Consider the following 21,315-nt stretch of genomic DNA (forward strand, 5'->3'; position numbering starts at 1 on the left):
GAGTGACCATGATGTCCAAAGACGGGGAAGATCGTAAATCCATCCTGACCGAGAGCGGTACCAACGAGCTCGAGATCATCGAGTTTCACCTCAAGAAGCAGATGCCAGATGGCAGGGAGAAGATCGCCTATTACGGCATCAACGTCGCCAAGGTGCGCGAGGTGATACGGGTACCGGAAACCACAGACTACCCCAACGCCCAACGTCACATGGTGGGTGTTTTTTCCCTGCGCGAGCGGCTGATCCCGTTGGTGGATCTCGCGGGTTGGCTTGGCATCAAGACCAACCCTGACCCCAGCCACAAGGTGGTGATCGTCACCGACTTCAACAAGATGGCGAACGGCTTTCTCATCGACAGCGTCAGCAGGATCCATCGGGTCTCTTGGGAGGATGTGGAGTCCCCCAGCCAGTTTCTGGAGGCGGGCGAGAATGATTGCGTGGTGGCCGTGGTCAGGCGTGATGGCAACCTCATCATGATCCTCGACTTCGAGAAGATCATCGCCGACATCAACCCCGAGCTGAGCATGGAGAAGTACGATGTGACCCAGGATCGCAAGGTCATCATCGACGATCGCATGATGGCACTGCGCCAGGCCAAGACGGTGCTGGTGGTGGATGATTCCGCCTTCATCCGCAAGATGATAGAGACCACGCTGCGCACCGCAGGCTACAACGTGGTGACCGCCAAGGATGGGGGGGACGGGCTGGAGATGCTGATGGAGTTCGACCGCCTGTCGCAGGAGGAGAAGATCCCGGTGGCCGAGTTCGTCAGCGGCATCATCACAGACGTCGAGATGCCCCGCATGGACGGCATGCACCTGCTCAAACGCCTGCGGGATACCCCTGCCTTCAAGACCACCCCCATCGTCATGTTCTCGTCGCTGATGAGTGACGACAACCGCCAGAAGGCACTTCAGCTGGGGGCCAACGATACCATCACCAAACCCGAGCTGGGACGCATGGTCGGCATGATAGACAACTTCCTGATCGGTATCCCCATCCCCAAACCGGGCAATCTGTAAGGCCGTTAGCCGGCCAGACAAGCAAAAGGGCGCCGAGGCGCCCTTTTGCTGACTGTCCCTTCACCCAAGCCAGAGGTAGATCTGATGGGCCGCCACCCCGGCACACAGGCCACCGATGGTGTGGGCCACAATGGCACGGGAGGTGAGGTGGCGATAGCCGAGGGCATCCAGCATGGCGGTGTGGGTGCTCAGGAAACCGCTCCAGCACATGCCCATGGCGGTAAACACCGCGACCTCGTTGCCGGTGATCCACCCCTTGGCGATAAAGGGAGGCATCAGCGACATGGCGGCACCGACCGCCCCCAGCGAGGTCGCCGGGAAGGCGACCAGCTCCGGTTGCTGGAAGCCAAACAGCAGTTCGAACAACCAACCCACCTTGGCCGCCAGCACGGGCAGCAACGCCACCCCCTGGAAAGCCTCGCCATTGTAACCCTGCTCGCCCGGGCCGAAGGTCAGCAGCATCACGAAAGTGCTGATGATAAGCACCCCGGGGATCACCGCCATCCCAAGTTCCACCCCGGACTTGCCGCCATCGAGCAGGGCATTGAGCACCCGCAGCCAGGTGGGGGCCGCCTCCTGGCTCAGACCAGGCTTGGCACCCAGGCTCACTACCTCGTCATCCATCAGGGTTTCCCCCACCAGCGGGCGGATCATGTGCTGCATCAACCGGGTCGAGACCACTGAACCGATGAGGGAGCCAAGCAGGCCGATCAGGGCTGCACTGGCAGTGGATTCGCCGCTCGGCAGTTGCAGGGTGGCCATGAAGGTCACCACTATCAGCCCCATGCCGAAGGCGGTACCGAAGTTGGTGAGTGAGACCAGCTGCCAGGGGGTGAAGCCTTTGCGAAAGCGACTGTCTTTGGCGAGGCTGATGACCGCCGGGTTATCGGAAAAGAAGGTCATCAAGGCCGCCAGGGCGGTGCGTCCAGGCAGGCGGAAGATGGGCTTCATCAGCGGCGCCAGCAGCACCTCCAGCAGGCGGATCACCCCGAACTCGCTGAGCAGCTGACTCAGCGCCCCCGACAACACGGTAATCCCCATGATGAAGAGCACAGTATTGAGCAGCAGCTGATGGGCGGTGTTGAACAGGGTATTGACCAAAGAGGAGAGCCCCATCTGGCTGCCGAGGTAGCCGAACAGGGAGCCCAGAATGGCCAGCACCAGTACCGGCTCCAGCCAGCGGCGGAGAGAGGTTTGCGATGTATGCGAATCTTTAACTGCTTGATTTTCCATACCAATCCTGATTGCTGTCTCTGTGTGAATCGTTGTTTTTGTTATTGAACTCATGACGCACTCGCGACAAGGGCTCCTTGAATGGCGTATCCAGCAAGGTTCCGCTGACATCCGGACGAATAGTCAGTAGTGTTGACAACGGCACTCGGGAGGAAAACGCGATTGCCGGGCCAACATAGCCAGCAAGCCCGCATCAGACCTGGTCGGCACGATAAAACCAGCACTCGGGAAAAATTGCGGGGCAGGAGTATAACAACCGCGGCAAGTCAGCGAAAGAACGTGGATAACCTCCGCCAGAGACTTCATCTACCTTACTGGGATTTCGTATCTGAATGCCGCCTATGTTCAACCCGTTACGCATTAGTCCGATGACTTGGTGGCAGGGTACTCCGTCCTGCTGACAGCGCTCGGGCATGACTAGCAAGGCCTTCAGCAACTTGCCAAAATACATATCGACGGTGATCCACCGTTCGGTCTGGCGGCAGGATTACCGGTCTCGATGCAACAAGTTAAGATCGCGACACCTCCGGCCAGCGCCGAACTCCGCCCCCATCACAAACAGAACAGCAATGAATCAGCTCATCACCTATATAAAGGCCATCCATCGGCAGCCGGGGCCGGCGATCATCACACGCCAGCAGAGTGAACACTATAGCGAGCATGACGAGAGTGGCACCCTGATCCAGCACCAGCAAACCACCTATTGGTTCGCCAATAGGGTCGTCATCTGTCATCAGACAGAGCAGGATCAAGTCCCCTCAGCACAGCTGTGTGCCGAATGCTGGATAAGCTACAGCGTCGTCACCAGCCCCATGCCCATCACGCCGCTACGCAAGCTGTTCCACAATCCCTGTCAGGAGGCATTCTGGCTGAAAATGCAAGGTATCACGCCGGAAAGATAGCGATAACGCTGGCCGCTGATGAAACAACAGCAGACATTAAGTGCCATCCCTGTCGAACGGAGATACTAGAAAGACGCTACTATCTCGGCCAGCCATGCTCTCACTCAGCCAGTAACAAACGAACCTGTCACGTGAATCTGGTCGGCCGTAAACGACAGACAAAGAAAAAGCCCAGCATTGCTGCTGGGCTTTTGTGTTGGCTCCTCCTACTGGACTTGAACCAGTGACATACGGATTAACAGTCCGCCGTTCTACCGACTGAACTAAGGAGGAATTGTACTTGGTGCCCAGAGACGGAATCGAACCGCCGACACGGGGATTTTCAATCCCCTGCTCTACCGACTGAGCTATCTGGGCAATCTATAAATGGTGCCGGCTACCGGAATCGAACTGGTGACCTACTGATTACAAGTCAGTTGCTCTACCTACTGAGCTAAGCCGGCACACTTTAAACCCTTGTGCATGAACAAATTTTTATTTCATAGCACCAAATTTTGGTGCCCAGAGACGGAATCGAACCGCCGACACGGGGATTTTCAATCCCCTGCTCTACCGACTGAGCTATCTGGGCGTGGGCGCTATTAAACGGATTTTAAGGCGGATGGTCAACGGGAAATTTCACTTTTTGTCTCGTTCGTCTCTTTTTTGCGCAACTTGCACAACTATGAGCACTTTTCGGCATTTTTCCGAGCCAGGGCCGCCTGAGATCAATAAGAGAGGCCGCCGGAACAACTGGCGACCGACAAGATAAGTCGAGAGCCTCTCCCTTATTAGCAACCGTCATGACTGGGCGTTTGGCGCTGAACAAAGCACACCCGCAACCCCATGCCAGTAGACACAACCACAATCGCCCCGCACAGAAGAGAGAGGGCGGCCCCATTATATGAGGAGCACGGCGACTGACTCGACAGCCCTGATACCCCGAGGCACACCTGCCTCGACTATGGGCGTAGCCACATGGCATCAATCAGTCTGGCAAGTATCACCCCCCTCCACTACGCGACAATAGATCCGCCGCGGATGACCAATCTTGCCATACAGCATATCAACCCTCAGAAAACCACTCTCGACACAGTGCTCGAGATAACGACGGGTGGTGGTTTTACTGAGCCCTGTGGCGCTGACTACATCATCCACCGAAAAGAATTGGCAGTCCGCATCGTTGAACAGTTTTTGTACCAAGGTCAGTGTGCTCTCTTCTATTCCCTTGGCACTGTTATCCAGACGATAATTTTTGGCTTGCAACAGGTAGAGTGAATCGACACTCTTCTGGTCAACAATCTTCCAAAGCCGCTGTTGCTCGGTAAATTGAACAAAGCGCTCAAGAGACTGGTCAAGACGCCGCCATGATACGGGCTTCAGGATGTAGTCAAATGCCCCGTTACGGATCGCCTGACTGCACGTATTCATATCGCTAGCGGCAGTAATAAAAATGACCGAGGTATTGGCCAGCAGATCCGGGTGATTGATGAGCGTGATGCCTTTCCCATCGGGTAAATAGTTATCCAGCAAAATCAGCTGTGGCTGCTTGCTGGCGATCTGTGCCTGGGCATCTGCCAGTGATGACGCAATACCCACCAGCCGTAAACGGGGGTGCTTCTGGATCGACTCCGAATGCAACTGTGCCAGCTCATTCTCATCTTCAACAATAAGGACATCTATCGGTTCATATCGCATGATAATGTGTTTCCAGCCCTGAATTATTAATATGTTCAGTCACAGGTATAAAGATGGAAAATATTGTTCCACGGGGTATATTATTCGTCACTTCGATGGAACCGCCCACCTGCGTCACATAGCTATCGACCAAATACAGTCCTATACCATGGTCACCACTAATCTTGGTTGTCACCCCTCGTTGGAAAATATGATCTCTAATGTCATTATTAATTCCAACACCTTGGTCGGCCACCTCAACAATCAATTCTCGCTGCGTCAGTTTAATCAATATCTCTACCGGGGCATGAGGTAATGGTGCGCGTTGGGTTGCCTCAATGGCATTATCCAGAAGATTGCCAATAATCGATATCAGTTCAGATTCCGCAAGCGTGCCAAACTCATTCGTCATCGAGCAAGCCGGATCAAATTGTAACACTACCCCTTTCTCGGTGGCGCGTGAAACCTTGCCCAGCAGCAAACCGCACACTGTTGGTGAGCTGAAATGCGACGAGATAAAATCAAGCAGCTCTTGTGCATATTCAGAGTGCGCCTGGATATAACGAATGGCATCATCGTAACGCCCCATATGCAGCATCCCTGACAAAGCAGCCATCCGATTCAGTTGTTCATGTCGCATGATCCTGAGATTATCAACATATCGTTGAACCTGACTCAATTGAGCGTTCAGAGAGTCTATTTCTTTACGGTCTCGAAATGTAATTACCCACCCCTGCAAATCATCTCCCAGCATAATACTGACTCTACTGGCGATCACCGTTAAATGATTAAAAGTACAGATTTCATCATGCGTATCATTTGCCAACATAAGATTTTCATCAAAAAATGGCACTGGGCTTATCACATTACCAATCGGCTGACCACGTAGAGAGTGGGCAGATTGAGGCAAATCAAGCAATGTCCGTGCGGCATGGTTAATAACCTCAATATGCAATTGGCCATCAATAGCGATCACCCCTTCAAATATCGACTCCATCAGTGCTTTTTGTTGCCGCACCAGCAAGCCAATTTCTCGTGGCTCCAACGCAAACATCTGTTTTTTGATACTTCGAGTGAAGTACCATGAAAATACAAATAGCGCAGCAAGGAAAGAGAGCGCAACCATCAATATATTAACTACCTTGCTGATGGTGATGTTATCAAGATAACTCGTCAGATACCCCACCGAGACAATCCCGACAACGCGCCCAGCATCATCTCTAATTGGCACCTTGCTACGCAGGGACACTCCCAAGCCGCCACGACGCAGGGTCACGATGCTTTTTCCAGCCAACACTTCCGCATTATCACCGCCAATCAGAGCGGTACCCACCCGACCATCAAACACCGAATGGTACAAATGACGCCCTTGCATATCGCCGATGACGATAAAACTCGCATCGCTACGTGCAGCCAGTTTCTCCATTAACAATTTAATCGCTTCAGTGTCATTCTTCAGCACATCAAGGCGTAATGTCGGAATCAAGGCAATCTCTTCTGCCTGTATTTTTGCCCGCTCCCCCATATGCTCATACAACTGGCGACTAAAACTTGCGTAATACATGCCCCCCAATACCAGAGAGAGTACCAGAGAAAACAACGCCAACGAGATAAACAATCTGATTTGGAAGGACATTTTCATAACATTATATGCGACAATAAAAAACCAGCAGTTAGCTTATCAGCTTTCATGCAATATGGTGGACCACAATAAAAATGTTGTGATCTATTCCACAACATACCAGCCGTCCTAAGGCGACAATGCACGGGACAATTAATAAAATTATGACTCTCTGTTACAGAATCTGCCGAGATTGAAAAGAAACCATAAAATCCACACTATAAAAAATGATCTCGATCACGCAGGATAAAAAGAAACCATAAAGTCCATAGCCACCATTAAAATCATGACTTTATCATGCGGACACTCACACAACGCAATCAAGGATGTCTATATCTTGGCGATGACAAATAACTGAAAGGATGGCTTGACTATGAGTGCAATAGACAACTTGGATGCACCAGGAGCACTAAATACCAAATCGGTCTCTCTCAAGGAACGGTGGTGGTACATCATGGACACCTGGAAGGTAGGCATTATACCACTGCCTCTTTTTATATTGGCTGGGGTACTGATTGCTATTGATTGTCTGGGCGGTAAATTACCCAGTGATATAGTTGTTATGGTCGCCACACTGGCATTTTTTGGTTTTGCCTGTGGTGAATTTGGCAAACGACTCCCAATTGTTGGTAAACTTGGTGCAGCTGCGATTTGTGCGACCTTTATTCCGTCTGCGCTAGTCTACTACGGTCTGCTACCTGACTCAGTCGTCGAGTCAACAATAAAATTCTACAAGTCCACCAACATTCTTTATCTATATATCTGTTGCATTATTGTTGGCAGCATTATGAGCATGAATCGCCAGGTACTGATCCAGGGCTTCTTGCGAATTTTCTTCCCGATGCTGTGTGGCGAAATTGTTGGCATGATCGTTGGCATGGGTGTCGGCCTGGCATTAGGCCTTGAACCATTCCAGATCTTCTTCTTCATTATCTTGCCAATCATGGCAGGGGGGGTAGGAGAAGGCGCAATTCCACTATCTATCGGCTATGCCACGCTCCTCCACATGGATCAGGGGGTTGCCCTTGGCCGTATTCTGCCAATGGTCATGCTGGGTAGTTTGACCGCAATTATTATTGCAGGTTGCCTGAACCAACTTGGCAAACGCTACCCACATTTGACCGGCGAAGGCCAGTTAATACCCAACAGCAATAGCCGCGATGACAAAATCGCCAATTTGTCCGGCGCATTTACCGGCAAGACCGATGTTACAACCTTGGCTTCAGGGGTATTGCTGGCAGTACTGCTTTATATGCTCGGCATGCTTGGTCATAAACTGATTGGTTTGCCTGCACCGGTCGGCATGCTGTTTATCGCCGTACTGGTGAAACTGACCCATGGTGTCTCACCGCGAATTCTGGAAGGTTCTCAGGTTGTTTATAAATTCTTCCAAACAGCCGTGACCTACCCCGTGCTGTTTGCGGTAGGTGTCGCCATCACCCCATGGCAAGAACTGGTGAATGCCTTCACCCTGACTAACCTGCTGGTAATTATCAGCACGGTATCAGCACTGGTTGTGACCGGTTTCTTCGTCGGTAAAAAAATCGGTATGCACCCTATTGATGTCGCCATTGTCTCATGCTGCCAAAGCGGCCAGGGCGGAACGGGGGACGTGGCCATTCTGACTGCCGGCAACCGCATGAGCTTGATGCCTTTTGCCCAGATTGCAACCCGTATTGGCGGTGCAATCAATGTCTCCATTGCGCTGCTGGTATTGGGCAATTTCCTCATTTGATTGAATAAAAGTAGTAAGGAAGACGCGATGAAACTCGCAAGTTTTATATATCAAGGTATGAGTAGCTACGGCATTGTCCGCGCACAAGGCGTGGTCGATTTAGGACGCCGCCTTGGCCATCGTTATAACAATCTGAAGTCACTGCTTGATGCCAATGCCCTCAGCGAAGCGGCAAACTATCAACATGATCCTGTTGATCTGGATATTGCTGAAATTACCTTTTTACCTGTCATTGAACAGCCTGGGAAAATTATTTGCGTCGGCATGAATTATGCCGCCAAACGTCAGGAGTTTGATCAACATAATCCAGCGCCCACGCTGTTTGTCCGATTTGCTGATTCCCAGACTGGCCACAACAACCCCGTCATCAAGCCATATCACTCCAGCGAATTCGATTATGAAGGCGAGCTGGCGGTCATTATCGGCAAAGGCGGCGAGCATATCGCCAAACAGGATGCTCTCAACCATGTCGCCGGGTATAGCTGCTATATGGATGGTTCAGCCCGGGACTGGCAGCACACCTGGTTTACCGCTGGTAAAAACTGGCGGCAAACCGGTGCCTTCGGCCCGTGGCTAACCACCGCTGACGAGATCCCCGACCCGCATCAACTGGCCATTCGCACCTGGTTAAATGGGTGCATGGTGCAAGAGGACAACACCAGCAGCATGATCCACAAAGTTGCTGACCTGATCGAGTACATCAGTACCTTCACTCGCCTCAGCCCGGGGGATGTCATCATCACCGGCTCACCCGGTGGTGTCGGCAAAAAACGCAATCCACCACTGTTTATGAAAGCCGGAGATCGCATCGAGGTCGAAATTGAACATATTGGCCGCCTGAGCAATGTGATCGTCGAATCACCCACCGATGTGCAAAGTGCGGCGTAAGAGAGCGCGGACAAGACTATGCAGTCACTACCCACAATTGACTTCAGATTGACCGGCGTTGCCAAACAGCCGGAGCGCCTTGAGCGGCTTCGTGGCCTGCTCGCGGACAATGATCTGGGGCTGGATGCCGACATCACCCTTTTTGTCGAGGCCTGGTCAGGCTTCAAATTGGTGGGATGCGCCGGTCTGGCACACAACGTTATTAAATGCGTAGCGGTCGACAAGCAGTTGCGCGGTGCCAACCTGAGTACCCGGCTGCTTGCAGAAGTAGAACATCTGGCCCTGGAACAGGGCCATTTTCACCTGTTCCTCTGTACCAAACCGGCTAACCGGGAGCGCTTTGAACAGTGTGGATTCTGGTCCATCGCCCAAAGTGGCGATGATGCCATTTTGATGGAAAACACCCCCGGTGGCGTTGACCGTTACTGTCGTTCACTCCTCCCTTACCGGCATGAAGGCAGACAGGTCGGGGCGATTGTGATGAATGCCAATCCGTTCACCCTTGGCCATTATCACCTGATCACCCAAGCGGCCAAACAGTGCGATTGGGTTCATCTGTTTGTCGTACGGGAAGATGCCTCCTTTTTCCCGTTCCACGCTCGGCTGCAAATGGTGCGTGCCGGTGTGGCGAACCTGGCGAATGTGACCGTTCATGAAGGTTCGAAATACATCATCTCCCGCGCCACATTTCCGACCTACTTCCTGAAAGAGAGCGGCAAGGTGCAGCAAGCCTGGAGCGAAATAGATGTGATTACCTTTCGCGACTACATCGCCCCCGCGCTAGGCATTACCCATCGCTTCATCGGCTCCGAACCGTTTTGCCAGATTTCCCGGCAATACAATCAGACGCTGCATGACCTGCTGGCTGGCACGATTGATGTGGTGGAAATACCGCGCATCAAGGAGGCCGATAAAGCGATTTCAGCATCAGAGGTCCGCCGCTTGCTTCAGCAGCAGCTCTTTTCCCGGATAAGAAAGATCGTCCCCGAGAGCACCCTTGCCTATCTCGAAACCCATTACAGCGCGGAAGTCGCATAGCAGTTAAGGAATTCACCATGAATATAGTAAGAGAGGCGCTGGCAGGAACTCAGGAGTCCAGCGACCTGATGGTAAAGATTGCCCCCTCTGACCAGGGGTTGGAGATCGAAATCTACAGCGAAGTGATGAAACAGTTTGGCGAACAGATCCGCCAGGTCGTGGAGATCACGCTCGATGCCATGGGCATCACCCGGGGACTGATCATCATCGAAGATAAAGGGGCGCTGGACTGCGTCATTCGCGCTCGCCTGCAAAGCGCAATATTGCGTGCCACCGATGTGCAGCAGATTGCTTGGGAGAAACTGCAATGAAAAAACTTCGCCGCAGCATGCTGTTCCTGCCGGGGGCCAATGCCGCCATGCTCTCGACCGCCTTTATCTACAACCCCGACTCCATCATGTTTGATCTGGAGGATGCCGTCGCACTGCGGGAGAAAGACTCGGCCAGATTGCTGGTCTTCCACGCCTTGCAGCACCCCATGTATCGGGACATCGAAACCGTGGTCCGCATCAATCCACTGAACACCCCCTTTGGTCTGCTCGATCTGGAAGCAGCAGTCCGGGGTGGCGTGGACGTGATCCGCCTGCCGAAAACCGATACCCCCGATGATATCTATGAGCTGGAAGGCCATCTGGAGCGAATTGAGCGGGAATGTGGCCGGGAGGTTGGCTCGACCAAAGTGATGGCGGCCATCGAATCCGCGGTTGGCGTGATCAATGCGGTCGCCATCGCCCGCAGCTCACCGCGCCTGATCGGGATCGCCCTCGCGGCCTTTGACTACGTCATGGACATGCAAACCGAGCGGGGAGATGGCACCGAACTGTTTTACGCCCGCTGCGCCGTGCTGCATGCGGCACGTGCCGCAGGTATCGATGCCTTTGACGTCGTATGGTCGGATGTGAATGACGAGGAAGGCTTTTTACGGGAAGTCGAGCTGATCCGCCGCATGGGCTTTAACGGCAAATCCCTGATCAACCCGCGCCAAATCGACCTGTTGCATAACGCTTATGCCCCGACGCAACAGGAAGTCGAGCACGCGAAACGGATCATTGAGGCCGCCGAAGAGGGTGCGCGCAACGGATTGGGGGTGGTCTCCCTCAACGGGAAAATGGTGGATGCCCCCATTATCAATCACGCCCAAGTAGTGCTGGAGCGCGCCGCAGCCTCCGGCGTGCGCCGTTAAGGATGCAACCATGAAACAGACTGAACAACTCCATATCAATTTTCCTCACCTGCGGGCACTGACCCCGTTCGCCGGAGCCTACCACGCAACCCCCTGGCTGGGAGATCAGGCTGCCAAGCACAATCGCAAACTGTGTGAATCCCTGGAGCAGGCGGTTGCACGTTGCGGCCTGAAAGATGGCATGACCATCTCGTTCCACCACGCTTTTCGCGAAGGGGACAAGGTGATCAATCAGGTCGTTGCCACGCTGGCCAAACTGGGCTTCAAAAATCTGACCCTGGCCTCCAGCTCCCTGATGACCTGTAATGACAAGTTGATTGAGCACATCCAAAACGGGGTGATCACCCGGATTTACACCTCCGGCATGCGCGGCAAACTGGCCGACGCCATCTCCCATGGTCTGATGGATGAACCGGTCCAGATCCACTCCCATGGCGGACGGGTAAAACTGCTGCAAGATGGCGAACTGAAGATCGACGTAGCGTTTCTTGGCGTCCCCTGCAGCGACGAGTTTGGCAATGCCAATGGCACCCACGGCAAATCCTGCTGTGGTTCGCTCGGCTACGCGATGGTCGATGCCCACTTCGCACGTCATGTGGTGTTGATGACCGAAGAGCTGGTGCCCTTCCCCAATATGCCTGCCAGCCTGGTCCAGGATCAGGTCGATTACATTGTCAAAGTGGAGAGCGTTGGGGATCCGGCAAAAATCAGCGTCGGTGCAGCCCGCGTCACCAGCAACCCGCGCGAACTGCTGATTGCCCGCTTTGCCGCCGATGTAATTGAACACTCGGGTTACTTCAAAAACGGCTTCTCGATGCAGACCGGCTCCGGCGCGGCATCAACAGCCTGTACCCGCTTCATGGCAGAAAAAATGGAGCGCAATGGCGTCAAAGCCCGTTTTGCTCTGGGCGGCATCACCGGCAGCCTGGTCGAACTCCATGAAAAAGGGTTGATTGAAAAGCTGCTTGATACCCAATGCTTTGATGGGCAAGCAGCAGCCTCTCTGGCTCGCAATCCCAATCACATAGAGATCTCCACCAACGTCTATGCCAACCCGGACAGCAAGGCGACCTGCTGCGACCAACTGGACATCGTCATTCTGAGCGCACTGGAGATTGACGTCGATTTTAACGTCAATGTGATCACCGGATCGGACGGGGTGATGCGTGGTGCATCCGGCGGTCACTGCGATGTCGCCGCGGCCGCCAATCTCACCATTGTGGTGGCGCCCTTACTGCGCAGCCGCATCCCGACCGTAGTGAAGCAGGTCACCACCCGACTGACACCAGGCGAGAGCATTGATGTACTGGTCACCGATCACGGGATCGCGGTGAATCCGGCTCGTCCGGAAATTCGTGCGAGGCTGGCCACTGCGGGGCTGAAACTGGTCGATATCGAGGCACTTTATGAGAAAGCCATCTCGCTGACGGGTAAACCGAAAGCGATCGAATTTACCGACAAGATTGTCGGCGTGATCCGCTATCGCGATGGGAGTGTTATCGATACGGTACGAGAGGTGAAAGAGAGTTGATCCGTGATAAAGAGTCCCCCGCTCAGGCGGGGGTCAGCCTGGAGCAACTGCTGACGGCAAAGGAGTGCCGCGCAGCACGCCAGCAAGAATGGCTGACTCGTTACCAGCACCCCATCATTTCACTCACGCTGGTCACGCCGGGGGCCATAAAAGATAGCCCCCGTTACCGCCAATGCATGCAAACCGCCATCACACAGTGCCAGCAACTACTACAAGCCCGGCAATGGCAAGTCTTGGACCACCAGGTTCTGTGGCTACCCACTGGCCCGGAAGGACTATGGTCGATTGCACACGCCGCCACCGATATTAAAACCGCCTGTGTCGCGCTGGAACAAACCCACCCCCTTGGCAGACTGTGGGATCTCGATGTCATTTGTCATCAGACCGGCCAGATCGGACGACGCGCTCTGGGCGAGCCTCCACGCCGGTGCTTGATATGTGATGAACAGGCTCACGGTTGTGCCCGCTCCCGCCGCCACCCACACCCAGAGATAGTCAGACGAATCGAGGAGTTAATCGATGACTGCTTCACTCGCCCTTAAAAGCCATGCAATCGATGTACCGGCTATCGCGGCCTGGGCACTGCTTCAGGAGCTGGATTTGACCCCAAAACCGGGTTTGGTGGATCAGGCAAACTCGGGCTCGCACTCCGATATGGATTACCCGCTGTTCTTGCGCAGCATTGCCGCCATCACCCCCTGGCTGACCATCTTTGAAGAGATGGGGAGAGCAAATGCCCAGCATACCCCGGATAGACAGTTGGCGCTGGTACGCCCGGCAGGGATGGCCTGCGAACAGGATATGCTCAACGCAACGGGCGGGGTGAATACCCATAAAGGCGGTATCTTTTCACTGGGTCTGCTCTGCTTTGCCGCCGGTCGCCTGCTGGGGCAAAACAGACCCGTGACGAGCGACAATGTCTGCGGAACGGTCAGTGAAATCTGTCAGGGACTGGTCAGTCGAGAGTTGCACCATAAACCCCATCCCAGCACAGCGGGTGAGCGTCAATTTCAGCAATTTGCCCTGACGGGAGCGCGAGGTGAAGTGGAAAACGGTTTCGCTACGATAAGGCGCTTCGTCCTGCCACATTGGCATGCCGAGCAGGGGGAGCGACAGTTGCACCATGCCTTGTTAAGACTGATGGCGACCAATAATGACAGTAACTTGGTCTCCCGAGGAGGTATTGCCGGTCTGCGCTACGTTCAGAGCTATGCGCAAAACCTGCTGAATAACGGGTGGGACCTAGCAAGACTGCAAGAGATGGACAGAGCGTTGATCGCCAAACGCTTGAGCCCAGGCGGCAGCGCCGACTTGCTGGCCGTCGCCTGCGTTCTGGCCAAACTGGCCCCATAACTGACCGGCAAGACGGGTCATGATGAACCCCGCGCGCCCCAAGGCGTTGCCAGCCGAGTCGCTACGACTCCTCTTTCTGCTTCCCCTTTCGCCCCCAGACTCTGGGCTCCTCCCCTTTCAGCAGGCGGGCTATGTTCTCATGATGGCGGATAAGGATGAGGCAGGAGAGCAACGAGACCGGCAGCGTGTATTCGGGTTTGAGCAGGTACGTAAAGAGCGGGGTCAGCAGCACGGTAATGATGGAGGCCAACGAGGAGTAGCCGCTCACCAGCAGCACCAGTAGCCAGGTGCCGATGACGGCACCGCCCATGGTGAAACCAATGGGCATCATGGTACCAAGCGCCGTCGCGACCCCCTTTCCTCCACGGAAGTGGAAGAAAATGGGGTACATGTGGCCGAGGCAGGCCGCCACCCCGATCAAGCCGAGGTAAACGGGTTTGATTTGCAGATACCAGGCGAGATAGACGGGGGCCGTGCCCTTGAGCACGTCGAGCAGCAACACCACAACGGCAGCCACGCGCCCGCCGAGGCGCAATACATTGGTCGCACCCGGATTGTGTGAGCCATGATCGCGAGGATCCGGCAGACCCGTGATACGGGAAACCAGCACAGCACTGGACAGCGAGCCGCCCAGATAGGCCAGAATAATCATCAAAATCGTCAGGGCCGTCATCTTGGTCGTTTTTACCACGATATGAATGGGGTATGATGCGGGCCACATTCTCTGGCTTGGCGTTGCCCAAAAGCGTGTCGTTCAAACCGACCGCGCGGCAAACTGGTTGCCAGGCCTGCATCCCTGCGCTGTTATCACAGCCCATCAAGAGTAAAGAAGAAGTACTGTCATGGACAAGGTGTTTATTCGCGGACTCGAGGTTTTGACCACTATTGGTGTTTATGAGTGGGAGAAAGGCATTCGCCAGAAGCTCTGTTTCGACCTCGAAATGGGGTTTGACAACCGTCCCGCCGCAGCAACCGACGATATCAATCTGGCACTGGATTACGCCACCCTCTCTCGCAAGATTTGTGATCACGCCGCCAGCAAGGTGGTGGAACTGGTCGAAACCATGGCCGAGCAGGTCGCCATGCTGGTGCTGGCCGACGAGCGGGTGCAATGGGTCAAGGTCATCCTGACCAAACCGGGCGCCGTGCCCAATGCCGCCGGCGTCGGGGTCGAGATCCTGCGCCACCGTATTCCGGCCACGAGCGCCAACTGATGGCCTCCTTCTATATCCGTCTGGGTGCAAGCCCGATGACAGGGAGCGCCGCATGACCCGCATCTATATCAGTCTGGGCTCGAACATAGAGCGGGAGCACCACATCCGCGCCGGACTCGATGCCCTGCAGGCCGAGTTCGGCGAGCTGGCGGTCTCCAGGGTATTCGAGAGCGAGGCGGTGGGCTTCAATGGCCGCCCCTTCTACAACCTGGTCGTGGGGGCCGACACCGATCTGCCGCTGGCAACCCTGTGCCAACGGCTGCGCGCCATGGAGTTCGCCCACGGCCGCGAGCCGGATGCCAAGAAGTTCGCACCGCGCACTCTGGATCTGGATCTGCTGCTCTATGGTGATCGGGTCTGCGAGACCCCGGTTGCCCTGCCCCGCGGCGAGATCCTCACCAATGCCTTTGTGCTCTGGCCACTGGCCGAACTGGCCCCAAGCCTGCGCCATCCGGTCGATGGCCGCACGCTGGGCGAGCTGTGGCAGGGTTATGACAAGGCATCCCAGCGACTCTGCCCTATTCCCTTTCACTGGGAAGCGTGCGAGCTGCAGCCTTACTGAATCAACAAGGGCACCCGAGGGTGCCCTTGTTGCATCTTGCAAGGCGGCTTATCCGCCATAAGAAAGTGTTATTGGGCCCAGCCCGCCATGGCTGGCAGGATAAGGCTCGCCACAGGAGATCCCCATGCCGCTCGACACCATTCACGACTTCAACTGCCAGCTGCTGGTCGAGTTGCCCCATCAGCGCTACCAGCATGAACCCATTCTGGATTACGCCACCGACGAAAGAGTCAGGGCCCGCTTGGGCTGGCAGGCGGTGTTCAGCAAGACGCTGTTTCTCAAATTCAAGGATGGTCGCTTCGCCTTGCTGCTGACCCATCAAGGGGGGCGGCTCGACAACAAGGCGGTCAAAGCCGCGCTCGGTGCCAAGCCCTCCATCTGCACCGCAGAAGAGATGCAGGCCGAGATCGGCTGTCTGCCGGGCGCAGTCTGCCCCTTCCTGCCCCGCGCCGATATTCCGCTGCTGGTAGACCCTCAACTGATGGACCATCACGCCTTCACCTGGACGCCGGGTCACCCGGAGCAGACCTTTCTGCTGGAGACTGTCCACCTTGCCCGGGTGCTTGAGCAGCTGCCCTGTCAGGTCAGCTATCTGCCTGCGCCATCAACCTGACGGCTGACGGTACCAACCCGCTCACCCCTTGTCCCGCGCCAACTGGGCGAAGATCAGCGCCGCCAGCATGGACATGAGGCCGATGCAGAGATAAGTGAGGTGGAAGCCTCCCAGCCACTGCCCATTCGACGCCGACAAACCCGCAGAGAAGAGCCCCAACAGGCTGGCGGCGATGGCCACCCCCAGGCTCATGGAGAGCTGCATCACCACCGACAACAGACCGTTGCCACTGCTGGCATGCTCGGCGCTCAAGTCTTGCAGCGTGAGTGTGTTCATGGCGGAGAACTGCAGCGAGTTGATGGCGCCAAACACCATCAACCAGCCCAGCAGTACCTCATAGGGCAGCTGGTTGTCGATGAAGTAGAAGCTGGCGATCATGGCCCCCAGCGCCAGGGTATTGCCGATCAGGATGCGCCGATAACCGATGCGCGGAATGAGCTTGTTCACCAGCGTTTTGGTCAGCATGGCCCCAAGCACAGTGGGGATCATGGTCATACCCGCCTTGCTCGGCGAGAAACCCAGTCCCAGTTGCAGGAAGAGCGGGGTGAGGAAGGGCATGGCACCGCTGCCGAGGCGGGCGAACAGGTTACCCCAGACACCGATGGCGAAGGTGCTGGTCTTGAACAGCGCCAGACTGAACAGTGGCTCCTTGGCAGTGGCGGCATAGAGCCAGTAACTTGCCATGGCGGCCAGACCGAACAGCAGGGCAAACAGCGCCCAGCCGGTAGAGATGCTGTGCTCACCCAGCCCCTGCAAGCCCACCGACACCAGCACCATACCGGCACTGAACATCACGAACCCCTGCCAATCGAACTTGGCCGTGCCTTGCCGCAGGTCGGGCATGAAGTGCCAGCTGGCGATAAAGCCGACGATTCCCACCGGCAGATTGATGAGAAACACCCAGTGCCAGCTCGCCACCTCCACCAGCCAGCCTCCCAGTGCCGGGCCGATCAAGGGCCCCACCAGCCCGGGGATGGTGACGAACGACATCACCCGCAACAACTCGTGCTTGCTGTAGACCCTCAGCACGGCGAGGCGCCCCACCGGCATCAGCAGGGCGCCACCTATGCCTTGCAGCACCCGGGCCGCCACCAGCATGGGCAGGGTGTTGGAGGCGGCGCAGGCCAGCGAACCCAGGGTGAACAGCAGGATGGCGGCCAGATAGATGCGGCGGGTGCCGAACCTGTCCGCCAGCCAGCCGGAGGCGGGAATGAGCAGTGCCACCGTCAGCATATAGGCGATGATCACCGACTGCATCTGCAGCGGGCTCTCGCCCAGGGTCTCGGCCATGCTGGGCAGGGCCGTGTTGAGGATGGTGCCATCCAGGGTCTGCATGAAGAAGCCGACCGCCGTCAGCAACGGCAGCCACTTGCGTTGGGCAGGGGTCACCATGTGTGTGCTATCGGGCATGAGCAACCACCTCCTCTTCAGATAAAAAAAGACCCGCACGCAAGCGGGTCATATCAGCCGGTCAGGCATCCGGTTGGCCGAGCATGGCTTTGAGCCGCTCTTCCAGACTGGGCTCGGGGGCCTCGAGCGTATCAAGGAACAGCCGCTCGATCCCCGCCTTGTCCTGACTTTTCACGATAAACACCAGCCGGGACTGGGCCTTGCCCTCAGGCCAGTCGCCCAATGCCTGCAACGGATAGAGCTGACCGTGTACGCCGTGGATCACCACAGGTTGGCTTTCACCCTCCAGCTGCAAGATCCCCTTGAGCCGCAGCAGGGCATCGCCATATTGGGCCTGCACCGCATCGATGGCGGCCAGCAAGCGAGACGGCTTGAGCGGCTCGCCGATGCGCAGGGAGAAGCTCTCGATGTTGCCATGCTCGAAATGGGTCGGCGCGGCGGTGCCCACCTTGGCGGCGAATGGCTGCATCTTGGGCTGCATCGGCGAGGCCAGCCCCTGCTTCGGGGATTCGGTGCGCAGCCAGGCCAGCAGCTGACGCACGTCGCGCCCCGCCGCCTCGTTGTAGGCACCGAGCTTCTCCAGCACCGCTGGCGACAACTCGCCATTAGTCACCCGCTCGATGGGGGCCGCCGGGTTGAGGGATGCCAGCTGGGCTTCGACCCGCGCCAGCTGTTCGCCATCCACCAGATCCCCCTTGCTCACCACCAGCAGATCCGCCAGCGCCACCTGCTTGACCGCCTCATATTGAGCCGCCAACTGCTGTTCGATATGACCGGCATCCACCACTGTCACAGTGCCATCGAAGCGGTAACGCTGTGCGATAAAGCCCTCTTCGCGCAGGGTAAACAGCACGGGAGCCGGATCGGCCAGGCCGGTTGTTTCTATGATAAGTCGCTTGAACGGCTTAATTTTTCGCTGGATGGCACGCATGAAGAGCCCCTGCAGTGCCTCCACCAGGGAGCCTTGCACCGAGCAGCAGATGCAGCCCGAATCGAGCAGCACCACCTGCTCGTCCACCTGCTGTACCAGATGGTGATCCAGCCCCACCGAGCCGAACTCGTTGATCAGCACGGCGCACTCGCCAAGCTCAGGCTGCTTGACCCAGTGGTTGAGCAAGGTGGTCTTGCCGCTGCCGAGAAAGCCGGTCAGCAGGGTCACAGGGATACGGGTGTCTTGCATATCGGTCATGTCGGGTCCTTACCGGTTGGCAAACAGGTCGCTGAGCCAGCGGTTTTCGAAGCGACCGTGAGGGTCGAGCTCGCGCTTCAAGGCCACAAAGTCGTTCCAGCGTGGCAACAGGGCCGGGAAGTCGTAGAGATCCATCGCCAGATGCTTGCCAAAATGGGGAATGCCGCCAAGCGGCACCAGCAGTTGCTGCAGCTCGCGCATCTGCTCCATGGAGCCGTTGACGAAGGTGCCGTCCGCCGCCAGATAGACCAAGAAACCCACCCAGCAGACCGACTGGCCATGGGCGGCGCTGAGCCAGGCCTCGGAAGGGCCGGTGCAGCGCAGGATAAAGGGGTAGTGCAACACGCCGGGATTGGCCTGCTGCCACGCTTGCAGGGTCTCCAGCGCCTCGTTCATACGATTGAGCGGCACCGCCACCTCGCAGTTGATCTGGGGCGCCGGGATCCCCTTGCAGAGGATCTGGTAGACGTTGCCCACCAGATCGGAGGCATCCTTGAAACGGCGCACCGTCTCGAAGTGCTCCCCTGCCAGTGCTTCATCCTTGGTGTCTTTCGCCATCTTCTGCAGGGTGGCATCTATGGTGGCATTCATACGGGCGTCGATATCGCCCTCCAGCAGCAGCGGCTCGCTGCCAGCGGCGCGGTAGCGGGCCACCTCGTCATCGGAGGCGGGATCCACCAGCCAGATGTGGCTCTCGCCGGTCCAGGCGAACCACCAGCTCTTCACGAAGCCGTGCTCGCGGTTGAGCCGCTCGTTGTGTTCCAGCAGGAAGGGATAGTCGGTGGTGAACTTGGTGCAGCGCATGATGCGGTTAGGCACGGTACGCAGGGTGACGTCGAGCAGGATACCGAGCATCCCCATCCCCATCACGAAGGCGCCGAAGCGCGGATCGGTGCGATCGACCCGGATGATCTCGCCACTGGCCAGCATCACAGTCATCGCCTCCACGGCATCGCAGAGGGCAGACTGGTACAGCCCCTGACCGTGGGTGCCGGTGCTGAGGGCACCGCCCAGGGTCTGGATGCCAATGACGCCGGGGGATGCGGGCAGCATCCGCTCCATGGCGATGAGATCAGCGTAAATGGTATCGAGCGGCGTACCCGCCTGATAGGTGACGGTATCGGCGGTTTTCGCCAGCTGGCCGCGCAGGTGGTACAGATCCACCAGCAGCGCCTGACTGCCCTCGGCATAGACGCTGTGGATGGGTTCGAAGGAGAGGCCTGAGCCGATCAGCCGCAGCTTGCGCCCGGGGTGTTCGCGCAGCAGCGCTTGCAGCTCGTCGCTATGGGTCGGGCGCCACACCTGATCCAGCGCGCCGAGGGGGTTGGTCCTGGACCAGTTGAACAGCACCTCCCGATTGTTGATCGCCTTGATGCTGTGAAATGCCTGGAACTTGACCGTCATACCGCGCCTCATCTGACTTCAAAATGAGCGGCAATTCTACCGAAAAGCGGACCACAAGGCATGAAAAACAAGCCCCTACAGTCGAGAGTGGATAAGGGGGATGACTCACCCACTTCCTCAGCGCGATTGCTGGGTCAGTGCCAGCAGCATGCCAAACCCCACCAGCAAGCCGCCAAACACCCGATCGATCCAGTGGCGCACCGCCAAGAGACGGGCCCGTACCGACGCGGTGGAGAAGAAAAGCGCCACCGCACTGAACCAGGCCCCGTGGGCCAGCACGATAAAGGCGCCATAGCCAAGCTGGACGCCAAGGGCCGTGTCCGGTCGCACCACCTGCATAAACAGGCTGACGATGAAGATGGTGGTCTTGGGGTTGAGCACATTGGTCAGAAACCCGGTGCGCAGTGCCCCCAGGCTGGATAGCGCTGGCTGGCTGACCATCTCCTCATGGGTCACAGGTCTGGCACGCAACATCTTGATGCCGAGGAAGATGAGGTAGGCAGCCCCTGCCAGCTTGATGAGGTTGAACAACCAGAGCGACTGCTGGATCAGCAGGCCGACCCCCAGCAGTGTGTAGGTCACATGGACACAGACCCCGGCCGCTATGCCGAGCGCCGTCAGCACGCCGGTGCGACGGGAGAGCAGCAGGCTGTTGCGCGACACCATGGCAAAATCGGGCCCCGGGCTGATGACGGCAAAGAAGGTAATGGCCACTACGGCTAACAGTTCGGTCATTAAAAAGAGTCCTGATGCTGAGAGAT

The 21,315-nt window shown here is 56.7% G+C and carries 21 protein-coding genes and 4 tRNA genes; 13 read left to right on the forward strand and 12 right to left on the reverse strand.

The genetic code is table 11. From position 1 onward, the window contains the following. Positions 1 to 8: 8 nt before the first annotated feature. A complete protein-coding gene (locus BN1129_RS20150) occupies positions 9 to 1,022 on the forward strand; it encodes a chemotaxis protein (RefSeq protein WP_042038975.1) in 1,014 nt (337 codons plus the stop codon). A gap of 60 nt (positions 1,023 to 1,082) precedes the next feature. On the opposite strand, the gene BN1129_RS20155 is transcribed toward BN1129_RS20150, so the two are convergent. Continuing rightward, the gene (locus tag BN1129_RS20155; RefSeq protein ID WP_042038976.1) at positions 1,083 to 2,255 is read right to left on the reverse strand and encodes a CD0519/CD1768 family membrane protein; all 1,173 of its coding nucleotides are present in this window, start codon (positions 2,253 to 2,255) and stop codon (positions 1,083 to 1,085) included. 569 nt (positions 2,256 to 2,824) lie between these two features. Between BN1129_RS20155 and BN1129_RS20160 the strand changes: the two genes are divergently transcribed. After that, positions 2,825 to 3,157 (forward strand): hypothetical protein, encoded by a 333-nt coding sequence (locus tag BN1129_RS20160; RefSeq protein ID WP_042038978.1) that lies wholly within the window; start codon positions 2,825 to 2,827, stop codon positions 3,155 to 3,157. Between the two features lie 197 nt (positions 3,158 to 3,354). Here the strand turns inward: BN1129_RS20160 and BN1129_RS20165 are convergent. From BN1129_RS20165 to BN1129_RS20190, 6 genes are all read right to left on the reverse strand, one after another. Beyond that, positions 3,355 to 3,430 (reverse strand) — tRNA-Asn (locus tag BN1129_RS20165). A gap of 8 nt (positions 3,431 to 3,438) precedes the next feature. Next, positions 3,439 to 3,514: transfer RNA gene (locus BN1129_RS20170), tRNA-Phe, on the reverse strand. Positions 3,515 to 3,524: 10 nt separating this feature from the next. Further along, positions 3,525 to 3,600, reverse strand: a tRNA-Thr gene (locus BN1129_RS20175). A 52-nt stretch (positions 3,601 to 3,652) separates the two neighbouring features. Next, positions 3,653 to 3,728 (reverse strand) — tRNA-Phe (locus tag BN1129_RS20180). 392 nt (positions 3,729 to 4,120) lie between these two features. Then, a complete protein-coding gene (locus BN1129_RS20185) occupies positions 4,121 to 4,834 on the reverse strand; it encodes a response regulator (RefSeq protein ID WP_042038980.1) in 714 nt (237 codons plus the stop codon). Further along, entirely contained in the window at positions 4,824 to 6,449 is a 1,626-nt protein-coding gene (locus tag BN1129_RS20190; protein WP_209418536.1) for an ATP-binding protein, read from the reverse strand. The genes BN1129_RS20185 and BN1129_RS20190 overlap by 11 nt, the downstream gene beginning before the upstream one ends. Positions 6,450 to 6,807: 358 nt before the next feature. On the opposite strand from BN1129_RS20190, the gene BN1129_RS20195 reads away from it, so the two are divergent. From BN1129_RS20195 to citG, 8 genes are read left to right on the forward strand one after another with little or no spacing between them, the layout of a single operon-like run. Next, entirely contained in the window at positions 6,808 to 8,169 is a 1,362-nt protein-coding gene (locus BN1129_RS20195; RefSeq protein WP_042038982.1) for a 2-hydroxycarboxylate transporter family protein, read from the forward strand. Between the two features lie 27 nt (positions 8,170 to 8,196). Beyond that, positions 8,197 to 9,057, forward strand: coding sequence for a fumarylacetoacetate hydrolase family protein (locus BN1129_RS20200; protein WP_042038984.1), 861 nt, complete (start codon positions 8,197 to 8,199; stop codon positions 9,055 to 9,057). Positions 9,058 to 9,075: 18 nt separating this feature from the next. Continuing rightward, entirely contained in the window at positions 9,076 to 10,095 is a 1,020-nt protein-coding gene (citC, locus tag BN1129_RS20205) for a [citrate (pro-3S)-lyase] ligase (RefSeq protein ID WP_042038985.1), read from the forward strand. Between the two features lie 17 nt (positions 10,096 to 10,112). Continuing rightward, the gene (gene citD / locus BN1129_RS20210; RefSeq protein ID WP_042038987.1) at positions 10,113 to 10,406 is read left to right on the forward strand and encodes a citrate lyase acyl carrier protein; all 294 of its coding nucleotides are present in this window, start codon (positions 10,113 to 10,115) and stop codon (positions 10,404 to 10,406) included. After that, a complete protein-coding gene (gene citE / locus BN1129_RS20215) occupies positions 10,403 to 11,278 on the forward strand; it encodes a citrate (pro-3S)-lyase subunit beta (protein ID WP_042038988.1) in 876 nt (291 codons plus the stop codon). Before citD ends, citE begins: the two co-directional genes overlap by 4 nt. Positions 11,279 to 11,288: 10 nt before the next feature. After that, positions 11,289 to 12,809 (forward strand): citrate lyase subunit alpha, encoded by a 1,521-nt coding sequence (citF, locus tag BN1129_RS20220; protein WP_042038989.1) that lies wholly within the window; start codon positions 11,289 to 11,291, stop codon positions 12,807 to 12,809. Further along, positions 12,806 to 13,351 carry a citrate lyase holo-[acyl-carrier protein] synthase gene (gene citX / locus BN1129_RS24620; protein WP_209418537.1) on the forward strand — a complete coding sequence of 182 codons (546 nt, stop codon included), beginning with the start codon at positions 12,806 to 12,808 and terminating at the stop codon, positions 13,349 to 13,351. The genes citF and citX overlap by 4 nt, the downstream gene beginning before the upstream one ends. Continuing rightward, complete coding sequence (gene citG, locus BN1129_RS20230) at positions 13,329 to 14,162, forward strand: triphosphoribosyl-dephospho-CoA synthase CitG (protein WP_042038991.1); 834 nt, start codon at positions 13,329 to 13,331, stop codon at positions 14,160 to 14,162. The genes citX and citG overlap by 23 nt, the downstream gene beginning before the upstream one ends. Before the next feature lie 61 nt (positions 14,163 to 14,223). Here the strand turns inward: citG and plsY are convergent, their stop codons facing one another. Further along, on the reverse strand, positions 14,224 to 14,835 hold the full coding sequence (plsY, locus tag BN1129_RS20235) for a glycerol-3-phosphate 1-O-acyltransferase PlsY (RefSeq protein WP_042038993.1): 612 nt from the start codon (positions 14,833 to 14,835) through the stop codon (positions 14,224 to 14,226). Between the two features lie 169 nt (positions 14,836 to 15,004). Between plsY and folB the strand changes: the two genes are divergently transcribed. The 3 genes from folB to BN1129_RS20250 all read left to right on the forward strand — a co-directional run bounded on the left by folB (position 15,005) and on the right by BN1129_RS20250 (position 16,551). After that, positions 15,005 to 15,376: a dihydroneopterin aldolase gene (folB, locus tag BN1129_RS20240; protein ID WP_042038994.1), complete on the forward strand. Its 372-nt coding sequence runs from the start codon at positions 15,005 to 15,007 to the stop codon at positions 15,374 to 15,376. Positions 15,377 to 15,428: 52 nt separating this feature from the next. Then, a complete protein-coding gene (gene folK, locus BN1129_RS20245; RefSeq protein WP_042038995.1) occupies positions 15,429 to 15,938 on the forward strand; it encodes a 2-amino-4-hydroxy-6-hydroxymethyldihydropteridine diphosphokinase in 510 nt (169 codons plus the stop codon). A gap of 124 nt (positions 15,939 to 16,062) precedes the next feature. After that, on the forward strand, positions 16,063 to 16,551 hold the full coding sequence (locus BN1129_RS20250) for a YbaK/EbsC family protein (RefSeq protein ID WP_042038996.1): 489 nt from the start codon (positions 16,063 to 16,065) through the stop codon (positions 16,549 to 16,551). 21 nt (positions 16,552 to 16,572) lie between these two features. On the opposite strand, the gene mdtD is transcribed toward BN1129_RS20250, so the two are convergent. From mdtD to BN1129_RS20270, 4 genes are all read right to left on the reverse strand, one after another. Beyond that, on the reverse strand, positions 16,573 to 17,961 hold the full coding sequence (gene mdtD, locus BN1129_RS20255) for a multidrug transporter subunit MdtD (protein WP_042038998.1): 1,389 nt from the start codon (positions 17,959 to 17,961) through the stop codon (positions 16,573 to 16,575). Between the two features lie 61 nt (positions 17,962 to 18,022). Continuing rightward, positions 18,023 to 19,150 carry a CobW family GTP-binding protein gene (locus BN1129_RS20260; protein WP_042038999.1) on the reverse strand — a complete coding sequence of 376 codons (1,128 nt, stop codon included), beginning with the start codon at positions 19,148 to 19,150 and terminating at the stop codon, positions 18,023 to 18,025. Positions 19,151 to 19,159: 9 nt separating this feature from the next. Continuing rightward, positions 19,160 to 20,554 (reverse strand): D-arabinono-1,4-lactone oxidase, encoded by a 1,395-nt coding sequence (locus BN1129_RS20265; protein ID WP_042039000.1) that lies wholly within the window; start codon positions 20,552 to 20,554, stop codon positions 19,160 to 19,162. Between the two features lie 117 nt (positions 20,555 to 20,671). Then, the gene (locus BN1129_RS20270) at positions 20,672 to 21,289 is read right to left on the reverse strand and encodes a LysE family translocator (RefSeq protein ID WP_042039002.1); all 618 of its coding nucleotides are present in this window, start codon (positions 21,287 to 21,289) and stop codon (positions 20,672 to 20,674) included. Between the last annotated feature and the right edge of the window lie 26 nt (positions 21,290 to 21,315).

Source organism: Aeromonas popoffii, from assembly GCF_000820025.1.
Taxonomy (GTDB): Bacteria; Pseudomonadota; Gammaproteobacteria; order Enterobacterales; family Aeromonadaceae; genus Aeromonas; species Aeromonas popoffii.